The following is a 19,085-nucleotide window of genomic DNA, read 5'->3' as shown; positions in this document are numbered from 1 at the left end:
CCGTGACGCAGGTCGCTTCCCCCCTTTCCCCCGGCGAAATCGCTGATCTGTGCGCTCCGTTCCTCGGCGCGAGCAAGATCCTGCTCGCCGTCTCGGGCGGCCCGGATTCGCTTGCGCTCCTCCTGATCGTGCATCGCTGGCTGAGGGTGACGCCAGGGGCGCCGCCCGTGGCCGTCGCCACCGTCGATCACCGGCTCCGCTCGGAGGCCGCCGCCGAAGCCGCGGCCGTGGCCGCCCACTGCCGGCGCCTCGACCTGCCGCATGCCGTGCTCGTCTGGGAGGGCGGGAAGCCTGCCCATGGCCTGCAGGAGGCGGCGCGCGAAGCGCGCTATCGCCTGCTCGCCGATCACGCCCGGGCGATCGGGGCTGACCGCATCGTCACCGCCCATCACCGGGACGACCAGGCCGAGACGGTGCTCATGCGGCTCGCCCGCGGCAGCGGTGTCGGCGGGCTCGCCGCCATGCGGCCCGCGACCGAGATCGCCCCCGGGCTCGTGCTCCTGCGGCCGTTCCTGACCCTGCCCAAGGCGCGGCTCGTCGCGACGGTGGCCGAGGCTGGTCTCATTGCCGCGGAGGATGCCTCGAACCGCGACCTGCGTTTCGCCCGTGCCGCCCTGCGTGCCCGGCAGGCGGCGCGCACCTCCCTCGGCCTGACGGATGAACGTCTCGCCCGTCTCGCCGAGCGCGCGGCGCGAGCGGAAGCGGCTCTCGAGGTGGTCGCCGCCACCCGCCACAGGGCTCTCGTTCGACGCGAGGAGGGCAGGGCGCTGATCGCCGCGGCCCTCTTCGACGAGCCGGCGGAGATCCAGTTGCGCGTCATGCGCCGGACGATCGAGGCCACTGCGCCGTCTGTCGTGCCCTTGCGCCTCGAGCGGCTCGAGGCGCTGGCGGCGGCGCTCGGCGAAGCCCGCAGGGAGCGGCGCACGCTCACCCGCAGCCTCGCTGGCACAATCGTGTCGCTTGCATCGGATGGGTCGTTGCTCGTATCAGTAGAAAGGCCGCGACGGCGCGGCAGGGGCTCCTGAGAATTTGATCCGGCTGCCATACAAAGGCCTGCGGCGTCCGCTTCCCTTGTGGAGCCTTTCGGGCGCCCCTAAATTAACGAGGCCGAAAGTCGGCGCCCCTTACGCAGTGACCTGCCCTTCTCGATCAGGACGACAGACAGACGATGAACCCCAATTTCCGTAACTTCGCCCTGTGGGTCATCATATTCCTGCTCGTCCTGGCGCTCGTCACGCTGTTCCAGAATCCAGGCCAACGCTCCGGCGCCACCGAGATCGCCTATTCCCAGCTGATCTCGGAGGCGGAGAACGGCGGCATCTCGTCCGTCGTCGTCTCGGGCCAGGACATCACCGGCACCTACAAGAGCGGCGGAACGTTCCACACCTACGCGCCGTTCGACCCCAACCTCATCACGAAGCTGCAGCAGAAGGGCGTGCAGATCACGGCCAAGCCGCCGTCCGAGAGCACCCCCTGGTTCATCGCGCTGCTCGTCAACTGGTTGCCGCTCCTCGTCTTCATCGGCGCCTGGATCTTCCTGTCGCGGCAGATGCAGAACGGGGCAGGCCGCGCCATGGGCTTCGGCAAGTCGAAGGCCAAGCTCCTCACCGAGGCGCATGGGCGCGTGACCTTCGAGGATGTCGCCGGCGTCGAGGAGGCGAAGGAGGACCTGCAGGAGATCGTCGAGTTCCTGCGTGATCCGCAGAAGTTCCAGCGCCTCGGCGGTCGCATTCCGCGCGGCTGCCTCCTCGTCGGCCCGCCCGGTACCGGCAAGACGCTGATCGCGCGCGCCGTCGCCGGCGAGGCGAACGTGCCCTTCTTCACGATCTCCGGTTCGGACTTCGTCGAGATGTTCGTCGGTGTCGGCGCCTCGCGCGTGCGCGACATGTTCGAACAGGCGAAGAAGAACGCCCCCTGCATCATCTTCATCGATGAGATCGATGCCGTCGGGCGTCACCGCGGCGCGGGCCTCGGCGGCGGCAACGACGAGCGCGAGCAGACGCTCAACCAGCTCCTGGTCGAGATGGACGGTTTCGAGGCGAACGAGGGCATCATCATCATCGCCGCGACCAACCGGCCGGACGTGCTCGATCCGGCGCTGCTGCGCCCCGGCCGCTTCGACCGGCAGATCGTCGTGCCCAATCCCGATATCGTCGGCCGCGAGCGCATCCTGCGTGTTCACGTGCGCAAGGTGCCGCTGGCGCCCGATGTCGACCTGAAGACGATCGCGCGCGGCACGCCCGGCTTCTCGGGCGCCGACCTGATGAACCTCGTCAACGAGGCTGCCCTGCTCGCCGCCCGTCGCGGCAAGCGCATCGTCACCATGTCCGAGTTCGAGGACGCCAAGGACAAGGTGATGATGGGCGCCGAGCGTCGCACGCTCGTCATGAGCGACGAGGAGAAGCGCCTCACCGCCTATCACGAGGCTGGCCACGCCATCGTGGCGCTCAACGTGCCGGCGACGGACCCGGTGCACAAGGCGACCATCATTCCGCGCGGCCGCGCGCTCGGCATGGTCATGCAGCTCCCCGAGCGCGACAAGCTCTCCATGAGCTACGAGCAGATGACGTCGCGCCTCGCCATCATGATGGGCGGCCGCGTGGCGGAAGAGCTCGTCTTCGGCAAGGACAAGGTGACGTCGGGAGCTGCGTCCGACATCCAGCAGGCCACCAAGCTCGCGCGCATGATGGTGACGCAGTGGGGCTTCTCCGACGAGCTCGGCACCGTCATGTACGGCGAGAACCAGGAGGAGGTGTTCCTCGGCATGTCGGTGGCACGCCACCAGAACATCTCCGAGGCCACGGCGCAGAAGATCGACGCCGAAATCCGCCGCCTGGTGGAGACCGGTTATGCCGAGGCGACCCGCATCCTCAAGGAGAAGCGTGAGGATCTGGAGATCCTCGCCAAGGGCCTGCTCGAATACGAGAGCCTGACGGGCGACGAGATCCGTGACATGCTCGACGGCAAGCCGCCGGTGCGCGACGCCGGCGAGCCGACGCCGACGCGCGGTTCTCCGGTGCCGTCGGCCGGGCGCAACCGCCCGCGTGGCGAGCCCGGCGGCGGGCTGGAGCCGCAGCCGCAGGCCTGACGGCCGAACCCGGGACAAGGCTTGAGGAACGCCCGCTCGCGCGGGCGTTCCGCGTTCTGCCGCTTCGTCGCGGGGCGCGGGGGGAAGGCCACCCGGCGTCCGGCCGTGCCGCGGCGTTCAACGGCTGTAAGAACCGCTCATATTTTTTGAACGGGTCTCGAGCCACACTCGTCGGCGCGCGATGCTATAAGCCCGAAACTCGGGCGGCGCGGTGCGATTGCGGTCCGACCTTTCACGATCGAACTACGAAGACGATGGCTCACCAATATTTCGGAACGGACGGCATTCGCGGGCGCGCCAACGGCAAGATCACACCGGAACTGGCGCTCAAGGTCGGCCAGGCCGCCGGACTGCTCTTCCAGCGCGGCGATCATCGCCATCGCGTCGTCATCGGCAAGGACACGCGCCTGTCCGGCTACATGATCGAGTCGGCCCTGCAGGCGGGGTTCACCTCGGTCGGCATGGACGTGCTCCTGCTCGGACCGGTGCCGACGCCCGCCATCGCCATGCTGACCCGCTCCATGCGGGCCGACCTCGGCGTCATGATCTCCGCCTCGCACAATCCCTATGAGGACAACGGAATCAAGCTCTTCGGCCCGGACGGCTACAAGCTGTCGGACGAGGTGGAGGCCGAGATCGAGGCGCTGATGGATTCCGATCTCGGCGCCCGGCTTGCCAAGTCGCAGAACCTCGGCAGGGCCAAGCGCATCGAGAGTGTGCAGGCGCGCTACATCGAATATGCCAAGCGCACCCTGCCGCGCCAGATCGACCTCGACGGCATGCGCATCGTCGTCGACTGTGCCAACGGCGCCGCCTACAAGGTGGCGCCCGAGGCCCTCTGGGAGCTTGGCGCCGAGGTGATCGCCATCGGCGTGGAGCCGGACGGTTTCAACATCAACCACGAGGTGGGGTCCACCGCGCCGGAGGCGCTTGTGCGCAAGGTGCGCGAGACGCGGGCCGACATCGGCATCGCCCTCGACGGCGATGCCGACCGGGTGCTCGTGGTGGACGAGAAGGGCCAGCTCGTGGACGGCGATCAGCTCATGGCGGTGGTCGCCAAGAGCTGGCGGGATGCCGGGCTCCTGTCGAAACCCGGCATCGTTGCCACGGTCATGTCGAACCTCGGCCTCGAGCGGTACCTCGGTGATCTCGGCCTCGACCTCGCGCGCACGGCGGTCGGCGACCGCTACGTGCTCGAGCACATGCGCACCCACGGCTACAATCTGGGCGGGGAGCAATCCGGCCACATCATCCTCTCCGACTATACGACGACGGGAGACGGCCTCGTGGCCGCGCTCCAGCTCCTCGCCGTCGTCAGGCGCCAGCAGAAGCCGGTGAGCGAGGTTTGCCACTGCTTCGAACCCCTGCCGCAGATCCTCAAGAACGTGCGCTACAAGCAGGGGCGGCCGCTGGACGCCGAATCCGTGTCCTCTGCAATTGAGGCGGCGCGTCTGCGCCTGGGTGCGCAGGGCCGGCTCGTGATACGGCCGTCGGGCACGGAGCCCGTGATCCGTGTGATGGCGGAAGGTGACGACCGCGATCTCGTCGAGCGCGTTGTCGACGACGTCGTCGACGCCCTGATGCACGCTGCCGCCTGAACGGCGGCCGGCGGTCCGGCAGATGGCCGGGCATGTCGATGGGCCGGTGCGCCATGAAGAGCGCACCGGCTTTTTCATGCGCTCTGCTTGGCCGACGCAACGTAAACAAACGCGGTTAAGTGTTAGGGTTAAGTCGCTCTTAAGGTTCTTCTGAGAATGTCCGCGGCGTTACCAGTTTGCGTGGGGCCCGTCGCGCGTCTCACGCCCATGCGAAGGGAAAATCTCGATGGGCGGCCTCAAGTCCACCCTTGTCCTCGCCGGTGCCGTGACGGCGGGTGTGAGCACGACGGCGATCGCCGCCGACATGCCGATCTACGTCCCCGACCCGGCGCCGGTGGCAGCGCCCGTCGAGATCGGAGGCGGCTGGTATCTGCGCGGCGATATCGGCGTCAGCAACCAGCGTGTCGACAAGCTCTACAACGTGCTCTACGACACCGCGGCGTCGGTCACCACGACCGACAAGAGTTTCGATGCGGCCCCCTTCTTCGTTCTCGGCGCCGGCTATCAGGTGAACAGCTGGTTCCGTGCCGACCTCACGGGCGAATACCGCGGGCGGTCAGCCTTCAAGGGCCGCGACGTCTACAGGCCGTTCAATCCCAACGAGCCTTCCGCCAGCGACATCTACACGGGCAGCAAGACCGAGTGGGTGGTTCTCGCCAACGCCTATATCGACCTCGGCACCTGGTCTGGACTGACACCTTACGTCGGGGCCGGCATCGGCGGCGCCTACAACACGATTCACGACTTCCGCGACGTCAATCCCGAGACGCGGGGCGGCGGCTATGCCGGTCGTGACGGGTCGGAATGGAACTTCGCCTGGGCGCTCTATGCGGGTCTCGCCTACCAGCTCACGCCGAGCGTCGCGCTCGACTTCGGCTACCGCTACCTGCATCTCGGCGATGGCAAGAGCGGCGACATCATCCGCTTCGACGGCGTGAACCAGGTCTACAATCCGATGCAGTTCAAGGACCTGTCCTCGCACGACTTCAAGGTAGGCCTGCGCTGGATGCTCGGGGCGCCGGCGATCCCGGCCGCACTGCCGCCTGTGGTCGCGAAATACTGATCGGCACTCCGAACGCTGCGGCACGGCGCGGGTGATGGCCCGCGCCGTCCTTCGTTTCATGGCGCCGCGAGGTCGCACCAGGGGCCTGGACCCGCCGCGCCTGCCGCAATCGCCCGTTAAGGTTAAGTGGGTCTTAACCAGTCCCGTGCATCGTCATGCCGTGGAACATCTCGGCGGGCCGCGCGGCCTGCTCGGCGCAACGAAGGACTTGCTTCATGGGTAGCATGAAGATCGCCGTGGCCGCGGGCCTCGTCTCGCTCGCAGCAGGGGCCGCGCAGGCCGCGGACTTGCCGCCGCCGCCCGTGCTGGAGCCGGCGGGTCGGCCCGATTTCGTCGAGATCGGCTCCGGCTGGTACCTGCGCGGCGACGTCGGCTACGCCATTCCGGTAGCCCCCAAGGCTTCCTATGCGGGGATCCCGCTCGCCGGCGAGAAGCTCGACAAGAGCGGCTCCGTCGGCGGCGGCTTCGGCTACAAGTTCACGAACTGGCTCCGCGCCGACGTGACCGGCGACTACTACTGGTCGCGTGACTTCCGGGCGGTCACGCCGGTCGCCGGAGGCGGCACCTGGAACGATCGCGGCGACCTGCAGTCGTGGGCGGTGATGGCCAACGGCTATGTCGACCTCGGCAACTGGTCGGGCTTTACGCCCTATGTGGGCGCCGGCATCGGCATCGCCGGGAACGAGCTCAAGAAGGCCGCGGTCGACGTCTACACGAGCGGTGGCGCCCTGGCGGTAACGACGCTCTATGGCAACGACCGGCGTTACAATTTTGCCTGGGCGCTCATGGCCGGCACCGCCATCGACGTGACGAGCGAGCTGAAGCTCGACATCGGTTATCGCTACATGAACCTCGGCGAGGCGCGCACCCTGTCGGACGCGGCGGGCGGCATCGTCCGTCTCAAGGACCTGCAGCAGCACGAGATTCGCTTCGGCCTGCGCTACCTGATCGACGGCTGATCGGGCCCGCAACACGGCCCTGCACCGCGGGCGGGAGCGGATGGCGGGCCTCAGCCCGCCATCGTCATTTTCAGTGCAGCGTCCATGGTCGCCAAAAATGCCGATTGACGCCGAGGCCCACGTCGCCTATCCCCGGCGGCGGGACACTTCCCCCCAACGGGAAGCGCCCATCTGCAAGGATGGAACGACATGGCGAAGACTCTGCCCGCCGCGCGCCCTCAGTGCGCGCATTTTTCGTCCGGCCCCTGCGCCAAGCGCCCCGGCTGGAACCTCCAGGCTCTCGACGATGCGCCGCTCGGGCGCTCCCACCGCGCCAAGATCGGCAAGGCCAAGCTGAAAGAGGCCATCGATCTCACGCGCGAGGTCCTGCGCGTGCCGGCGGATTACCGCATCGGCATCGTGCCGGCGTCCGACACCGGCGCCGTGGAGATGGTGCTGTGGTCGATGCTGGGCGCGCGCGGTGTCGACATGCTGGCGTGGGAGTCGTTCGGTGAGGGTTGGGTCACCGACGTCGTCAAGCAGCTCAAGCTCACGGACGCCCGCGTCATCAAGGCTCCCTACGGCGAACTGCCGGACCTCGGCGGGGTCGACACCAGGACGCGCGACGTCGTCTTCACCTGGAACGGCACGACCTCGGGCGTGCGCGTGCCGAATGCCGACTGGATCGCGGCCGACCGCGAGGGCGTCGTCATCTGCGACGCGACCTCCGCCGCCTTCGCCCAGGATCTCGACTGGGCGAAGCTCGACGTCGTCACCTTCTCCTGGCAGAAGGTCCTCGGCGGCGAGGCGGCGCACGGCATGCTGATTCTGTCCCCGCGTGCTGTCGGGCGCCTCGAGACCTACACGCCCGCCTGGCCGCTGCCCAAGATCTTCCGCATGACGAAGGGCGGCAAGCTCATCGAGGGCATCTTCGAGGGCGAGACCATCAACACGCCGTCGATGCTCTGCGTCGAGGACTATATCGACGCCCTCGTCTGGGCGCGCGACCTCGGCGGCCTGCCCGCGCTGCGCGCCAAGGCGGATGCCAATGCCCGCGTCCTCTTCGACTGGGTCGAGAAGACGCCGTGGGTGGCGAACCTCGCCAGGGACCCGGCGACGCGCTCCAACACCTCTGTCTGCCTCTCCATCGTCGATCCCGACGTCGTGGCCAAGGGACCGGAGGCCGTGGCCGCGGTCGCCAAGGGCATCGTCTCGGCGCTCGACAAGGAGGGCGTGGCCTATGACATTGGCGCCTATCGCGACGCCCCGCCTGGCCTGCGCATCTGGTGCGGCGCGACCGTGGAGGCGGCCGACCTCGAGGCCCTGACGGCCTGGCTCGACTGGGCCTTCGCCGCCGAGAAGGCGAAGCTCGCCGCCGCGGCCTGACGCGTCACGACCCGACTCCATGGCCGGGCGCGGCCCGGCCATGCCCCATCCCGACGCTGCCCATTCCTGCCGCGATCACCGGGCGAGGCCCGATGACGGCAAGGAGCGAGGTGCAGCACGCGCATCGTTTCAAGGGCTCTCCCATGGCTCCCAAGGTTCTCATTTCCGACGCCCTGTCGCCCGCCGCCGTGCAGATCTTCAAGGACCGCGGCATCGAGGTCGACTTCCAGCCCAACCTCGGCAAGGACAAGGACAAGCTCGCCGAGATCATCGGCAACTACGACGGCCTCGCCATCCGCTCGGCCACCAAGGTCTCGCCGAAGATTCTGGAGACGGCCAGGAATCTGAAGGTGATCGGCCGCGCCGGCATCGGCGTCGACAATGTCGACATTCCCGCGGCGACGGCGAAGGGCATCATCGTGATGAACACGCCCTTCGGCAATTCCATCACCACGGCCGAACACGCCATCGCCATGATGTTCGCGCTCGCACGCGAGATCCCCGCAGCCGACGTCTCCACCCAGGCCGGCAAGTGGGAGAAGAACCGCTTCATGGGCGTCGAGATCACCGGCAAGACGCTCGGCATCATCGGCTGCGGCAATATCGGCTCCATCGTTGCCGAGCGCGCCATTGGCCTGCGTATGAAGGTCGTTGCCTACGATCCCTTCCTCTCGCCGGAGCGCGCGCTGGACCTTGGCGTCGAGAAGGTCGAGCTCGACGATCTCCTCGCCCGCGCCGACATCATCACCCTGCACACGCCGCTCACCGAGAAGACGCGGAACATCCTCTCCGCCGAGAATCTCGCCAAGACGAAGAAGGGCGTACGCATCGTCAACTGCGCCCGCGGCGGGCTCGTCGACGAGGCGGCGCTGCGCAAGGCGCTCGACGAGGGCCATGTGGCGGGGGCGGCCTTCGACGTGTTCTCGGTGGAGCCGGCGACGGAGAACCCCCTCTTCGGCCACCCGAACGTTGTCTGCACGCCCCACCTCGGCGCCGCCACCACCGAGGCGCAGGAGAACGTCGCCCTGCAGATTGCCGAGCAGATGTCGGACTATCTCCTGCGTGGCGCCATCTCGAACGCCGTGAACTTCCCCTCGATCACGGCGGAGGAGGCGCCCAAGCTGAAGCCCTTCATCGCGCTAGCGGAGAAACTCGGCTCCTTCGCCGGGCAGCTCACCGAGAGCGGCATCAAGAGCGTCCACATCACCTACGAGGGCTCCGTGGCGCACCTGAAGACGAAGGCGCTGACCTCGGCCGCCATCGCCGGCCTCCTGCGGCCGATGCTGCAGGACGTGAACGTGGTGTCCGCGCCCGTTGTCGCCAAGGAGCGCGGCATCGTCGTCGAGGAGACGATTCGCGAGGCCGAGCACGACTATGACGCGCTCATCACGCTGACCGTCGTCACCGAGCGGCAGGAGCGCTCGGTCGCCGGCACGGTCTTCGCCAATGGCCGCCCGCGCATCGTCAACATCAAGGGCATCACGGTCGACGCCGAGTTCGCGCCCTCGATGATCTATGTGACGAACGAGGACAAGCCCGGCTTCATCGGCCGCTTCGCGGGCCTGCTGGGCGATGCCGGCATCAATATCGCCACCTTCGCGCTCGGCCGCGATGCGCCTGGCGGCTCGGCCATCGCGCTCGTCGAGGTGGACGGCGCCGTGCCCGGCGCGGTGCTCGACAAGATCCAGACGATCCCGGGGGTGAAGCAGGCCAAGGCGCTTGCCTTCTGATCCCTTGGGGCCAGGCGGGTCTTAGGAAATCCCCGGCGCGTGCGCCGGGGATTTTTCGTCGGTCGGGATGGGGGCGTCCCGGCCCTCAGCAGCCCGTCTTGCCGGCCCGCTCCGCCACCCAGATGCCACCGAGGACGAGGGCAAGGCCGGCCGCGTGATAGGGCCGCAGGGGCTCGCCGAGGATGAGGACGGCGAGCAGGGCGCCGAAGATCGGCAGGAGATTGATGAAGAGGCCGGCGCGCCCCGGGCCGATCAATTCGACGCCGCGCATGTAGAGGAGTTGCGACAGGAGCGAGGGAAAGAAGGCGACATAGGCGAGGATGGCGAGACCCTCGCCCGTCGGCCACGCGATCCGGTCGGTCACGATCTCGGCGACGAGCAGGGGGATGGAGGTCAGGCAGGCGACGCCCGCCAAGGCCGCAAAGAAGACGAGACCGGATACCTTGGGACGATTGCGCAGGGCAAGCGTGTAGCCGGCATAGAAAACGCTCGCGAGCAGCATCGACAGGTCGCCGGCGTTGAGACCGAGGCTCGCGAGCATGGCGAGCTCGCCGTGCGTTGCAGTGATCGCCACGCCGATGAGCGTGGCGACGACGCCCACCATCTGCAGCCACAGGATGCGCGTGCCGAAGAAGATGAGGGCGCCGACGAGCACGACGATGGGGATCGCCCCCTGGATGATCGAGATGTTGATCGCGGTCGTATAGTGGGCCGCGGCGTAGAACAGGGCGTTGAAGCCGGTAAAGCCGAAGGTGCCCATGAGCAGGATGGAGCGCCAGGCCGGCAGGAGCGCCCGCCATTCGGCACGGATCTGCCCGCCGGCAGCGACGGCCAGGACCGCGCAGACGATCACCCAGCGCAGGCAGGTCATGGCCATGGGCGAGATCTCGCCGACCGCAAGCTTGCCGGCGATGGAATTGCCTGCCCACATCAGCGTGGTCAGCGCGAGCAGCAGATAGGCCTGGCCATAGAGCCCACGGCCGAGGCGGCGAAAAATCGTGGTCACGCGCAATATCCGCAGTGGACGGCAGGGGAGCGGCGGCACGGAAGCGGGAGGGGGCAATGCACGGACCGCCACGCTGCCCCTATCCTGCCACGCCTCGTCGAATGTCGATCATGCCTGCGGCTCCGGGCTGGTGCGCGCTACAGGCATATGGGTGATCTAAGCTGCTTGCCGCCCGCGCGTTAGCCCCGTAGACGCATGGGCGGAATGCGGCTTTCGGAGGGTTTGATGGCTCTGCGCTTCCTCGTCGTCGAAGGCAATACGCGCGACGGGCGCGCCGCCCACAAGGCGAGTTTCGGCGCCACCTATTCCGAATCCTACGCCGCCACCCTGCAGGCCATCATGCCGGACGCGGTGTGCGACCTGTGCTTTCCCGCCGACGAGGGCGCCAACCTGCCCACGGGCGAGGGCCTCGCATCCTACGACGGCATCGTCGTCACGGGCTCGGCGCTGCATGCCTATGATCCTGAACCGGCGGTCGCGCGCCAGATCGAGCTGATGCGCGCCGTCTACGCCTCGGGCACGCCATCCTTCGGCTCCTGCTGGGGGCTGCAGGTGGCGACGGTCGCGGCCTATGGCACGGTCGCCGTCAATCCGCAGGGGCGCGAGGTCGGCATTGCCCGCCGCATCGTCCGCACGGCGGACGGGCAGGGCCATGCGCTGCTCGCCGGTCGGCCGGAGGCCTTCGATGCGCCGGCTGTCCATCTCGACGCGGTCGCCGCGGTGCCGGAAGGGGCGATCATCGTCGCGAAGAACGACGTCGGCATCCAGGCCGCCGAGATCCGCCACGACGGCGGCCTCTTCTGGGGCGTGCAGTACCACCCCGAGTTCTCCCTTGCCGAGCTTGCCGCCATCCTCGGCCGCATGACCGGGCCGCTCGTGGCCGAGGGCTTCTGCCGCAGCGAGGACGATGTGCGCTCCTATGTGGCCGACCTCCTTGCGCTCGACCGCGAGCCCACCCGCGGCGATCTTGCGTGGCGTCACGGCCTCGACGCCCAGGTGCTCGATCCCCTGCTGCGCACGACGGAGATCCGCAATTTCGTGCGCCACCGCGTCCTGCCCGCAAAGAGCGAGCGCGGCCGGGCCTGAGCCGTCCGGCGGGGCCGGCGCGCCTGTGGAAGCGTCGCAAAGAAACCTCAAATCGAGCGAGTGAATTAAGGGGCTGTTATTCCGCTCGGAGGTCTTGATGCGCTCCGCTTCCCCGATTGGCCTTTTCATCCTGATCGCCTTGCCTGCACACGCCGCCGACATCGAAACGACAGCCCGCATCGATCGCGTCACCGTTCACCCCGATGGTGCGAGCGTGACGCGCATCGCCACCATCGATCTGCCCGCGGGGGCGACCACGCTTGTGCTGAAGGCTCTGCCCGGGGCGATCGACCCCGCCTCCATTCGCGTCGCAGGGGAGGGGACGGGGCGCTTCTCCATCGGCGCCGTGGAAACGCGGGCCGTGGCGGGTGACCCGAAGGGCGGGCTCGACCCGACGATCGCGGCGCGGCTCAGGACGCTCAGGGACGCGCACGAGGGCCTCGCCGGCAAGATCGAGGCGGCCGAGGGCAAGAAGGCCGCGATCACGCGCTATGCGCAGGCGGGCCCGGAAAAGCTCTCGCCGGAGTCGAAGCCGCTCGAGGTGGCCCAGTGGCCGGCAGCCTGGGACGCCATCGGCACCGCCCTTGCCCAGGTCAACGAGGACCTGCGCGGCCTCAGGGGCCGGGCGCGCGACATCGCCGCCGAGATCGAGGCGCTGGAGCGGGCGCGGCCACGGGCCGCCGATGCCGGCGCGCCGCGTCTGGACGTGATCGTGTCGCTGGAGGCTGCGGCGCCCGTCAAGGGCACGCTCAGCCTCACCTATCGCGTCGGCGGGGTGAGCTGGCGCCCGCTCTACGACGTGCGGCTCGACACTGGCGGCGGAACGACCAAGCCCGCGCTCGAGCTCGTCCGCCGCGCCCAGGTCATCCAGCGCACCGGCGAGGACTGGGCGGACGTCGCCCTGACGGTCTCGACCGTCCGCGTCGCACGCGGCACGGCCGCGCCCGACCTGCCACCGGCCCTCGTCGCCTTCTACGAGCCGCCCGTGGCCTACGAGCGCGGCGCTGCTCCGCCCGGCGCCCTCCGGCGCGCCGAGTCGTTGCCCCACCCGCCAATGACGTCCGGGCCGGCGCCTGCGGGCGAAACAGCCGATCAGGCGGTCGCCGCTGCGGAGCGGGAGGCCATCGCCGACGTCGGCGTTTTCCAGGCCTCCTTCGTGCTGCCCGGGCGCGTCGACGTCCCGCGCGAGGGCGCGACCAGATCCTTCCGCGTGGCGAGCCGGACGCTTGCGCCGGCGCTCTCCGTCAAGGCGGTTCCGGTCCTCGACGAGACGGCCTACCTCCAGGCCTCATTCGTCAATGAGGACGACATGCCCCTGCTGCCCGGAGAGGTTGCGCTGCACCGCGACGGCGTCTTCGTCGGACGGGGAACCCTGCCGCTCGTCGCCCCGGGCGACAAGGTGGAGCTCGGCTTCGGGGCCGACGACAAGGTCAAGGTGACGCGCGTCGCCGAGCGCCGGCGGGAGAACGAGCCGGGCTTCCTCGGCTCGACGCGCAGTGACCAGCGCGAATTCAAGACCACGGTCAGGAATCTGCACGCCTTCCCGATGCGCATCACGATTCTCGACCGCATGCCTTATTCCGAGAATGCCGCCATCACCGTCGAGGCGCTGCCGCAGGGCACGCCGCCGACCGAGAAGTCCGTGGGCGACCGGCGCGGCGTCATGGTCTGGACCTATGACTACGCCGCGGGCGAGCAGCGTGAGATCCGGCTCGCCTATCGCCTGAAGTGGCCGGCGGACCGGGAACTCCTGATGGAGCCGCGCCCTGTCGCGCCCCCGCAGCCGGCGCGCTGAAGCTGCCATCTTCTCGGGGCTGCGGCGGCGTCGCCGCTTGACCTGACGCGCCCGATGGCCGATGAGAGGCTGCAAGGAACCCCGGCCTTGCGCCGGGGTTTGTCATGTCAGGGGCCGGTCGGCCGGCATCTCGCGACAGCCGGCTGCCGAGGAAGATCCTGGGACGAATATGGCGAACGTGGTCGTTGTCGGCGCCCAGTGGGGCGACGAGGGCAAGGGTAAGATCGTCGATTGGCTGTCCGAGCAGGCGGATGTCGTTGTCCGCTTCCAGGGCGGGCACAACGCCGGGCACACGCTCGTCATCGACGGGGAGACCTACAAGCTGTCGCTCCTGCCTTCGGGCGTGGTGCGGCCGGGCAAGCTCGCCGTCATCGGCAACGGCGTCGTGCTCGATCCGCAAGCGCTCGTCGACGAGATCGAGCGGCTGTCGGCCCAGGGTGTCAGCATCACGCACGACAATCTGCGCATTGCCGACAACGCCTCGCTGATCCTGCCGTTGCACCGCGAGCTCGACGCCCTGCGCGAAACCTCCGGCTCCGGCACCAAGATCGGCACGACGCGCCGTGGCATCGGCCCGGCCTACGAGGACAAGGTGGGCCGGCGCGCCATCCGCCTCATGGACCTGGCCGATCTCGACAGCCTGCCGGCGAAGATCGAGCGCCTGCTCGCCCATCACAATGCCCTGCGCCGTGGCTTCGGCCTCGAGGAGTTCTCGGCCACGGCGATCTACGACGAACTCGCGGCCCTCGCGCCCAGGGTCCTGCCCTATATGGACGCGGTGTGGCGCCTGCTCGACGACGAGCGCCGCGCCGGCAAGCGCATCCTGTTCGAGGGCGCGCAGGGGGCGCTGCTCGACATCGACCACGGCACCTATCCCTTCGTCACTTCCTCGCACACCGTGGCCGGGCAGGCGGCCACAGGCTGCGGCCTCGGCCCGAAGGCAATCGGCTATGTGCTTGGCATCGCCAAGGCCTACACGACGCGGGTGGGCGAGGGGCCGTTCCCGACCGAGCTCTTCGATGAGACGGGCGAGCTCATCGGCCAGCGCGGCCGCGAGTTCGGCGTGGTGACCGGGCGCAAGCGCCGCTGCGGCTGGTTCGACGCCGTGCTCGTGCGCCAGACGGTGCGCACCTCCGGCATCGACGGCATCGCGCTCACCAAGCTCGATATCCTCGACGGCTTCGACACCATCAAGGTCTGCGTCGGCTACCGGCTCGACGGCCGCGAGATCGACCACCTGCCCGCGAGCCAGGGCGCGCAGGCGCGTGTCGAGCCGATCTACGAGGAGATCGAGGGGTGGTCCGGCTCGACGGCCGGGGCGCGCTCCTGGGCCGATCTGCCGGCACAGGCGATCAAATACGTCCGCCGCATCGAGGAACTGATCGGCGCACCCGTCGCGCTCCTCTCCACGAGCCCCGAGCGGGACGACACCATTCTCGTCCACAATCCCTTCGAGGGTTGACGGGGGAGAAGACCTGGGAGAGTCGTACGCTGATGGCTGACTACTATCCCTTGCTGTCCCGGGCGGTGTCCGGCCTGCCCGAGAACACGCCCGAAGCGCGGCGCATGATCTTCGATCGGGCGCGCGAGGCGCTCACGGCGCAGCTTCGCTCGCTCGATCCGCCGCTCTCGGAGGCCGAGATCGCGCGCGAGCGCCTGGCGCTCGACGAGGTGATCCGCCGCATCGAGGCCGAGCAGGCGCGCCCGCCAGTGCCGGCGTCGCCCGCGGCCGCGCGTCTGGAGCCGTCGCCCCCACGCCCGGTGCCGGCGGCGGAACCGATGCCCGAGCCGGATTTCGCCAATGATCCGCACGACCCGGCCGTCTTCCGGCAGCAGGATGACGCCGGCAAAGCCCGCAAGGGCGCCGAGACGGAGGGTTCCTCGCCTCGGTCGCAAGCGGAAACCGAGGCCGTACCTGTCGACGCCGACGCGCCCCTGCGCGAGCGCCCTCGTCTCGACCCGCTGCGGCCGGGAGCCGACAACGCGCATCGACGCCGCCGCGTGATCGTCGCCAGCGTGCTCGGCATCGTCGTTGTGGCGATCGCTGGCGCCGCGTGGCTCTTGCGCGACGATCCGACGGAGTTCCGGCGCGAGACCTCCGTGACGGCCAGTGAAGAAGCGCGGCCCGACGCCGAGCGCAAGTTCAGCGACCGGGTCGGCGGCGAGCCGCCGGCACAGCCCGCGGAGAGGACCGCATCGGCAAGGCCGGCTGCCGGCGGCCAGGCGCCCGGTGCCCCCGCGGTCGGCCCGCGGGCCGACATTCCCGTCTCGCAGCGGGCCATCCTCTACGAAGAAATGGATGGTGCGCAGGCGCCCAAGGCTACGGGCGGGCGTGTCGTCTGGCGCCTCGATGCCATCAATCCGGGGCAGGGTCAGCCGCTCGAGACGGTGGTCCGCGCCGACGTGGAGATACCAGAGCTCGGGCTTTCCCTGTCGCTGACCATCCGGCGCAATACGGATGCGACGCTGCCTGCGTCGCATACCCTCGACATGTCATTCCGCAATACAGGGGCGGCCGACCGCGTGGTGCGCGACGTGGGCGTCCCACAGCTCAAGACGGACGAGGCGGCGCGTGGCGCGCCCCTGTCGGGCCTGCCCGTTCCCGTGACGGAGAACCTCTTCCTGGTCGGGCTGTCGAACCTCAAGGCCGATATCGACCGCAACACCGAGCTGCTCAGGAGCCGGAGCTGGATCGACATTCCGATCCGCTTCGGCAGTGGGCGGCGCGCCGTACTCGCCTTCGAGAAGGGGCTGTCGGGAGACCAGGCCATCGCAGAGGCGTTCCGCCAGTGGAACTGAGGCGCGGCTGCCATTGACGCGGTCGCCGTGGAGCGGCGGCGGCGCGGGTGAAAGGGAGCCCCCGCAGGAGCATCGCGCCCTGACGAAGCCACAAAGACAAACGCGGCGCCGTGGCGCCGCGTTGTCTCGTGACGGTCGTGGCCTTCCGGCGGTCAGGCCGATGCGGCGAGCGCCGCATGCGGGATCTCGCGCTTGGCGAGATTCCGCTTCACCGCTTCCTGCACCTTTTCGAAGGCGCGAACCTCGATCTGCCGCACGCGTTCGCGCGAGACGCCGAATTCCGTCGACAGCTCCTCGAGCGTGATGGGTTCGTCCTGCAGGCGGCGCGCCTCGAAGATGCGGCGCTCGCGCTCGTTGAGCACGCCGAGGGCCTCGCGCAGGGCGGCGAGGCGGTTCTGCCCCTCCTCCTCCTGGACGAGGATCGCCTCCTGGTCGGCGCTGTCGTCGACAAGCCAGTCCTGCCACTCGCCGTCGCCGTCCTGCCGGAGCGGCGCGTTGAGCGAGGCATCGCCGCCGAGGCGGCGGTTCATCTCGACCACGTCCTGCTCGGGCACCCCGAGGCGGGTGGCGATGCTCTTGACCTGCTCGGGGCGCATGTCGCCTTCGTCATAGGCGGAGATGCGGCCCTTGGCCTTGCGCAGGTTGAAGAACAATTTCTTCTGGTTCGCGGTCGTCCCCATCTTCACGAGGGACCACGAGCGCAGGATGTACTCTTGAATGGCGGCCTTGATCCACCACATGGCGTAGGTGGCGAGGCGGAAGCCCTTGTCGGGCTCGAAGCGCTTCACGGCCTGCATGAGGCCGACGTTGCCCTCCGATACGACCTCGGCGATGGGCAGGCCATAGCCACGGTAGCCCATGGCGATCTTTGCCACGAGGCGCAAATGAGAGGTGACGAGCCTGTGCGCCGCCTCGCGGTCGCCGTGCTCGCGCCAGCGCTTGGCGAGCATGTACTCCTCGGACGGTTCCAGCATGGGGAACCGGCGGATCTCCTCGAGGTAGCGGGTAAGGCCGCCCTCGTTGGCGAGAACCGGCAGTGCGGAAGTGGCCATCGAAACCTCCTGTCGACCCCCTTCTGAGGCGGGTCACGAACGGCCGCCAGATGGCCGACCGTTCGTCCTGGTCATTATAGTCGTGCGGACCATGGCCGAAAAAGGGCCCTGATCCGGTCGTTTCAATCAGCAGTCTGCCCCCTCGCCCCCGTCCGCCATGTGCGCTGGCGCACACGGCTGCGTCGGGCCGATCGGTCTCAATCGTGACGGTTGCCGCTCAGGGCGGCGATGAGCGCCGCGAGATCCGCGGGCGGCTCGCTCTCGAAATGCAGCGGCTCGCCCGTTGCGGGATGGGCGAAGCCGAGGAGCGTCGCGTGCAACGCTTGCCGCGCGAGGGCGGCGAGGCGCTCGCGAGCCGCATCGTCAAGGCGGTTCGCCTTGGTGCGGAAGCCGCTGCCATACAGGGCATCGCCCAGGAGGGGATGGCCGATATGCGCCATGTGCACGCGGATCTGGTGGGTGCGGCCCGTCTCGAGGTGACAACGCACGAGGCTCGCGACCGGTTCCTGCCCCGTGGCGGCGGCGAAAACCTGCTCGACGGCGTAGTGGGTGATCGCCGTGCGGCCGCGCCCCTCCGGCACCACGGCCATCTTCTCGCGGTTGCGCGGCGAGCGGTCGATCGGGGCGACGACGCTGCCGCGCTGGGGCGCCGGAACGCCCCAGACGACGGCGAGATAGGCGCGCTCCAGAGGGCCGGTGCGGCCGTGGTCGGCGAACTGGGCGGAGAGCGCCTGATGGGCGCGGTCGGTCTTTGCCACCACCATCAGTCCGGAGGTGTCCTTGTCGAGCCGATGCACGATGCCCGGCCGCTTCACGCCGCCGATGCCGGAGAGTGTGTCTCCGCAATGGGCGATGAGGGCGTTGACGAGCGTGCCCGTCTCATTGCCGGGGGCAGGGTGCACGACGAGGCCGGCTGGCTTGTCGATGACGACGAGATCCTCGTCCTCATAGATGATGGTGAGCGGGATGGCCTCGGGCGCGGGTTCCGGAGGCACGGCCTCGGGCAGGGTGAGCGCGACCTGCATGCCGGCCGTCACCTTATGCTTGGCGTTGGTCACCGTTTGCCCGTCGAGCGTGACGTGGCCGGCCTTGATGAGCTGCTGCAGGCGGCTGCGCGACAGCTCGGCCGCGGCGGCGGCGAGCATGCGGTCGAGCCGCCCCGCCTGATCGGCTGCCACCACGAAGCGGCGCAGCGTGCCCCCGCTTCCTGCCGCGTTCGTCGCGTCCATCGCCCCCCGCACCTTTCCTCGTCTCGCGCCGCCCGAGCCGCCACATCTGCTGTTCCGCAACCCGCAGCGTTAGCACGAAGTGCGCCCACAGCCGATGCCCGCCGACCACTCCTCGCGCATCCCGCCTGTGAATTTGTGCGGGACCGGTGGCAAGAAGGCTTGAACGGCCGCCGACCTCCCTATATAGGAGCGGCTCACGCGCAGACGCTCCCTTCGTCTAGCGGTCTAGGACGTCGCCCTCTCACGGCGAAAACAGGGGTTCGAGTCCCCTAGGGAGCGCCAAGCGCAGCAAGGCTTTCGGCCTCATTTTCCGGC

At 68.9% G+C, this 19,085-nt stretch carries 14 protein-coding genes and 1 tRNA gene; 12 read left to right on the top strand and 3 right to left on the bottom strand.

The features are described from left to right. Window positions 1-2 precede the first annotated feature (2 nt). The 7 genes from tilS (at window position 3) to serA (ending at window position 9,803) form a co-directional block, all read left to right on the top strand. The gene (tilS, locus tag QNA08_RS08325; protein ID WP_283740232.1) at window positions 3-1,025 is read left to right on the top strand and encodes a tRNA lysidine(34) synthetase TilS; all 1,023 of its coding nucleotides are present in this window, start codon (window positions 3-5) and stop codon (window positions 1,023-1,025) included. Between the two features lie 143 nt (window positions 1,026-1,168). Then, the gene (gene ftsH, locus QNA08_RS08320; protein WP_283740231.1) at window positions 1,169-3,088 is read left to right on the top strand and encodes an ATP-dependent zinc metalloprotease FtsH; all 1,920 of its coding nucleotides are present in this window, start codon (window positions 1,169-1,171) and stop codon (window positions 3,086-3,088) included. A gap of 254 nt (window positions 3,089-3,342) precedes the next feature. Next, window positions 3,343-4,686, top strand: coding sequence for a phosphoglucosamine mutase (gene glmM, locus QNA08_RS08315; protein WP_283740230.1), 1,344 nt, complete (start codon window positions 3,343-3,345; stop codon window positions 4,684-4,686). Window positions 4,687-4,912: 226 nt separating this feature from the next. Next, a complete protein-coding gene (locus QNA08_RS08310; protein ID WP_283740229.1) occupies window positions 4,913-5,749 on the top strand; it encodes an outer membrane protein in 837 nt (278 codons plus the stop codon). Between the two features lie 215 nt (window positions 5,750-5,964). Further along, complete coding sequence (locus QNA08_RS08305; RefSeq protein WP_283740228.1) at window positions 5,965-6,708, top strand: outer membrane protein; 744 nt, start codon at window positions 5,965-5,967, stop codon at window positions 6,706-6,708. A 189-nt stretch (window positions 6,709-6,897) separates the two neighbouring features. Further along, a complete protein-coding gene (locus tag QNA08_RS08300; protein ID WP_283740227.1) occupies window positions 6,898-8,073 on the top strand; it encodes a phosphoserine transaminase in 1,176 nt (391 codons plus the stop codon). Between the two features lie 143 nt (window positions 8,074-8,216). After that, the gene (gene serA / locus QNA08_RS08295; protein ID WP_283740370.1) at window positions 8,217-9,803 is read left to right on the top strand and encodes a phosphoglycerate dehydrogenase; all 1,587 of its coding nucleotides are present in this window, start codon (window positions 8,217-8,219) and stop codon (window positions 9,801-9,803) included. 85 nt (window positions 9,804-9,888) lie between these two features. On the opposite strand, the gene QNA08_RS08290 is transcribed toward serA, so the two are convergent. Continuing rightward, a complete protein-coding gene (locus tag QNA08_RS08290; protein WP_283740226.1) occupies window positions 9,889-10,809 on the bottom strand; it encodes a DMT family transporter in 921 nt (306 codons plus the stop codon). 225 nt (window positions 10,810-11,034) lie between these two features. Here QNA08_RS08290 and QNA08_RS08285 point away from each other — a divergent pair, with 225 nt between their 5' ends. The 4 genes from QNA08_RS08285 to QNA08_RS08270 all read left to right on the top strand — a co-directional run bounded on the left by QNA08_RS08285 (window position 11,035) and on the right by QNA08_RS08270 (window position 16,489). Next, complete coding sequence (locus QNA08_RS08285; protein WP_283740225.1) at window positions 11,035-11,895, top strand: type 1 glutamine amidotransferase; 861 nt, start codon at window positions 11,035-11,037, stop codon at window positions 11,893-11,895. A gap of 97 nt (window positions 11,896-11,992) precedes the next feature. Next, the gene (locus tag QNA08_RS08280) at window positions 11,993-13,690 is read left to right on the top strand and encodes a mucoidy inhibitor MuiA family protein (protein WP_283740224.1); all 1,698 of its coding nucleotides are present in this window, start codon (window positions 11,993-11,995) and stop codon (window positions 13,688-13,690) included. A 169-nt stretch (window positions 13,691-13,859) separates the two neighbouring features. Further along, window positions 13,860-15,152 carry an adenylosuccinate synthase gene (locus QNA08_RS08275; protein ID WP_283740223.1) on the top strand — a complete coding sequence of 431 codons (1,293 nt, stop codon included), beginning with the start codon at window positions 13,860-13,862 and terminating at the stop codon, window positions 15,150-15,152. Between the two features lie 32 nt (window positions 15,153-15,184). Beyond that, entirely contained in the window at window positions 15,185-16,489 is a 1,305-nt protein-coding gene (locus tag QNA08_RS08270; RefSeq protein ID WP_283740222.1) for a histidine kinase, read from the top strand. 152 nt (window positions 16,490-16,641) lie between these two features. Here the strand turns inward: QNA08_RS08270 and rpoH are convergent, their stop codons facing one another. Continuing rightward, a complete protein-coding gene (gene rpoH / locus QNA08_RS08265; RefSeq protein WP_283740221.1) occupies window positions 16,642-17,541 on the bottom strand; it encodes an RNA polymerase sigma factor RpoH in 900 nt (299 codons plus the stop codon). 197 nt (window positions 17,542-17,738) lie between these two features. Then, complete coding sequence (locus QNA08_RS08260) at window positions 17,739-18,770, bottom strand: RluA family pseudouridine synthase (protein WP_283740220.1); 1,032 nt, start codon at window positions 18,768-18,770, stop codon at window positions 17,739-17,741. Window positions 18,771-18,976: 206 nt separating this feature from the next. Between QNA08_RS08260 and QNA08_RS08255 the strand changes: the two genes are divergently transcribed. Next, window positions 18,977-19,052, top strand: a tRNA-Glu gene (locus QNA08_RS08255). The last annotated feature ends 33 nt before the right edge of the window (window positions 19,053-19,085 follow it).

The organism is Chelatococcus albus (assembly GCF_030067675.1).
GTDB lineage: Bacteria > Pseudomonadota > Alphaproteobacteria > Rhizobiales > Beijerinckiaceae > Chelatococcus_A > Chelatococcus_A albus.
Note: the sequence above shows the minus strand (reverse complement) of the source record. Positions and strands in the feature narration are given on the sequence as shown.